Source organism: Candidatus Eisenbacteria bacterium (assembly GCA_030017955.1).
Classification (GTDB): Bacteria; Eisenbacteria; RBG-16-71-46; order JASEGR01; family JASEGR01; genus JASEGR01.
The window spans coordinates 1-3,601 of record JASEGR010000137.1 but is presented as its reverse complement, the minus strand read 5'-3'; the positions used below and the strand labels follow the sequence as shown (position 1 = coordinate 3,601).

The following is a 3,601-nucleotide window of genomic DNA, read 5'->3' as shown; positions in this document are numbered from 1 at the left end:
CGAAAGATTACTGCCAGGCAACAATGGAGCAATTCGAGCAAGACTTTGGCGCCAAGTATCCAAAAGCGACTCAGTGCTTAATCAAAGATATGGACACCCTCACCACGCACTTTGACTTTCCCGGCGAGCACTGGGTGCATATCCGCTCGACAAACCCGATCGAGTCGACCTTTGTGACCTTTGAAACTGCGGACCAGAGTCACCAAGGGAGCCGGTTCACGATCGGCCGGCCTTGCTATGGCTTTCAAGCTCATGGAGTCAGCCGAGAAGCGATGGTACAGGATTAGGGCGCCGCACTTGGTTGCAAAAGTGCGAGAGGGCATTGTTTTTCAGGACGGAATCGAACTTACGAAGCTAGTTGGAAGGGTCGTGGCTTAGAATGCGATCCACAACATTTGACAATAGCTCGGCCGCTTCTCGTCCCAGTCCTCAAAAGTGCGAACGGGTATCTGGTGTTTTAGAAGGCTGCCCGGTTTTGTTTGCGACCGTGCTTTGATTTGTATCTTTCTTCTTTCTTAAGAAGACGGTCGATGGTCGGAGCCGATATCCTCTGAAGCTTTTCTTCAGTTGACACATCTATTGTAATCTCATCAAATTGTTTTAGTTTGGCGGTCATCTCCGGGATTACCGCTACCAGCCTTTTACCGCAAGGCATATCGAGGACAGCCCAAATCTTTCTTAGGGCCTTAAGCACTGCTTCATCATAAATTCTTGGTCTTGCCTTTTTCTTGGTTAGACCGGCATGTTTATCCAGAACCCCTTTTCGCAAAACCCTGGAGGCGTATGATCTATTGTACCCGGTTGTCGCCATGAACTCATCCAACATCATTGCCTTTTCCTTCTTGGCGGCCTTCTTGTATCTTTTGGCCACCTCTTTGGTTAATGCCTTTCTTTGATTCATTGTTAGTGCCACACAATCCCTCCAGTCGTTTCAACTGAAAGGAAACCCGATTATTCACTAAACTTTCAAGTACTTTTTTAAATGAGGCAACGAATCGATTTCGAGTACATTTTTGATGAGTCAATGCGAACTCTTGACAAGCTCTCCCCACTCGCTTATTATGTTAACAACTTTATACCAGCCCAAAAGTCCAATATGTTATGGACGCTTACAGCAATTAGCAGATTTTGAGATTAAACTGTACTAGTCAACAGCTTGCCTAACATCTAGTGGTTTTGAAGAGGGGGACAAGAGCATGAAGCAGAGCCAAGCGCGTTCCCGCCAGCTGATGCGATGGATGGTCGTAGCGCTCGTGTTGGCAGTGTGTGTGCCTGGAGTTGTCGGCTGGGTCAGCGCGGCCGCTCCTGACGGTTCAGGCGATGCCCTGCACACGACAGTAGTCCGCTACCTTGACGCTAGGTATCGGGCGCTCGTGACTCTGGACAGCTCTACAGGTGGAGCTAGCGTCAGTCCCACAGACCAAACCGCCATCGCTGAAGCCTGGAATGACGTCGATGTGGCGATTGCGCGAGAGCTAGGGTGCGGCTGGGGAGAATATTCGCTGAAGACTGAGGTTGTGGACGTGCGCGTTGCCGGAACCACAGCAGATGTGACGATACGGGCTGATGTTGACTTCCACTATGCATCTTCTCCAGAAGTGGATTCCGGCGTCTACAACGTGATTCACAGGTTCAGGCTGGTGCGCACGGGCGATGATTGGCGAATCGTATCCATCGATAGCGACGACGAGGATTTCTTGCGCTTTAAGCACGAGGTCATGGGTAAGACCGGCAAGGGCCGGTCGGTGCGAGAGGCAGCTGATATTGCCAGACGAGAGCGTATCTCAGATCTTCGTCGGCTGGCCGATCAGCTGCGGGCAGTGGAGATTCGGCAGCCGACTACGCTAGATGAGGTAGGTGGCTTCAGCGCTCTCTCCATTGAGCCATTGGCAGCTGCTTCTTACTCGTACAGCGGCAGCAACGGCAGCAGCTACGCGCAGAGGTTCGCGCCTGCCAGCGCCCCAAGATGGTTCTACTACGTCAACGGCGGCAACTGCACGAACTTCGTGTCGCAGTGCGTGTGGGCTGCTTACGGCGGATACGTCTCCTCGAGCGATACCACCAGCAAGAACAACATCACCAACAAGGTTCGGATGGTGCCGAACGTCTGGCATGGCGGCACTGGCGGTGGAATGCCGAACTGGGAGTCCGTAACGAGTTTCTGGACATACGCCACCAACTCGACCAAGACACGCGGGCCCATGGCGACGGGCTACAACAACGGAGCCAAGTACACCGGAATCAACCCGGCGGATGTGCGCGTCGGCAACGTGCTGCAGGTCCGCAATGGCAGTAGCGGCAACTACGGCCACTCCGTCTACGTTTCGGTCGTCCGCACCGATCTCCAGGGCCCTATCTGGTGGGACTACATCTATGTCTGTCAGCATACGTCTGACTGGAAGAACCGTCTCGCGAGCAATCTCATCGCGAGTTGGGGAGGGTCCAACTGCAACATGCGCAGGCTGGTCTTCAGAGCTGGAACCTTCGACAAGTAGCGGACTGGAGGATCAAGTGAGCAACACTCGCCCAATGACACTACTGATCGTCACAACAGTCTTGGCCGTGATTCTCGCCGGCTGTTCGCCAGGTACGCAGGAAGCAGAGAGGACAGTCAAAGGAACCATCGACTTGCAGCCTGCAGAAGAGACGGCTGTGGTGAGCCAGCAGGAGCTCGCCTCTGCCAGAGGTATACTCATGCGTCACCTTGAGGCGCTCTCCAGTGGCGACACACGGGTACTGCTTGAAACCTCGCCTGAGTATCGGCACTACGTCTTCAGACAGCCCTCTTGGCCGGACCAGGCGCGGTCTTGGGCTCAGCTCAAGGTTGTCACCCTGGAAACGCCGGGCGAGTACCTGGATGACGAGGCCATGCGGCGGGTCTGCCGCGAAGCCTTGGGACGTGCGCCCTATCAAGTCGCGGTATTCCACGTGGTTGCTGACCGGCCATTCGCCACTACGGACGATCAAGAGATGGATCTGGATGTCGTGATGATACGCCCTTCGCCTGACAGCGGCTGGCTAGTTCACGATATGGGACGGTAGTGCACGGGTTCCTGTGATGTGGCGGCAGGGGCCTAACCTTGGGATGAGCTGACAGCCGGCAATGCCGGCTGTCAGCTCATCCCAAGACATGTTATACGAAAATAAGAATTGCAAAAGCTTTGAAACATATTGGACTCCCATGAGGAGTCTTAATGCAACAGATCCGCGTTCAAAGCTACTTTAGAAGCGGATATAATCGCTTCATGAATTACATCTCAAATATTACTCATATGAGTGAGTGGGACAGGCAGATTATCTTTGAAAGGATAAAGATAATCGAGTTCTTAGATGAATACGGCCCCGGATGCCAGTCAAGCCCACAAAGTTCTGTAAATGGTGTCCTCCTGAGATAAGAGTCATTCAGATGCCTATTGGGAGAAGGATCTTTTGCTTCCTTCCCTCAGGTTCGTGGAATGAAGGGAGAGAAGCGAGTCAGGATTGAAATCCATGGCGTGCTTGATTTACCCCTCCCGGGAGATCGACTGTTCAGTTGTCAATTTAAGAGGAAACTAAAGAGCAATGGTCTCCAGTTGGAGTTCGGTCTCCTCTCTGAGCTCCT

The 3,601-nt window shown here is 53.0% G+C and carries 3 protein-coding genes and 1 pseudogene; 3 read left to right on the top strand and 1 reads right to left on the bottom strand.

The genetic code is table 11. The features are described 5' to 3' along the window. A pseudogene (locus QME66_12905) lies at positions 1–330 on the top strand (transposase). A 127-nt stretch (positions 331–457) separates the two neighbouring features. On the opposite strand, the gene QME66_12900 reads toward QME66_12905, so the two are convergent. Further along, entirely contained in the window at positions 458–913 is a 456-nt protein-coding gene (locus QME66_12900) for a hypothetical protein (GenBank protein ID MDI6809850.1), read from the bottom strand. Between the two features lie 283 nt (positions 914–1,196). Between QME66_12900 and QME66_12895 the strand changes: the two genes are divergently transcribed. Beyond that, positions 1,197–2,495: an amidase domain-containing protein gene (locus QME66_12895; GenBank protein ID MDI6809849.1), complete on the top strand. Its 1,299-nt coding sequence runs from the start codon at positions 1,197–1,199 to the stop codon at positions 2,493–2,495. A 16-nt stretch (positions 2,496–2,511) separates the two neighbouring features. Continuing rightward, the gene (locus QME66_12890; protein ID MDI6809848.1) at positions 2,512–3,042 is read left to right on the top strand and encodes a hypothetical protein; all 531 of its coding nucleotides are present in this window, start codon (positions 2,512–2,514) and stop codon (positions 3,040–3,042) included. Positions 3,043–3,601 lie beyond the last annotated feature (559 nt).

Bases quoted from the DNA above. Each gene is read 5' to 3' on its own strand.
- QME66_12895 (MDI6809849.1), top strand. From the start codon at position 1,197: ATGAAGCAGAGCCAAGCGCGTTCCCGCCAGCTGATGCGATGGATGGTC.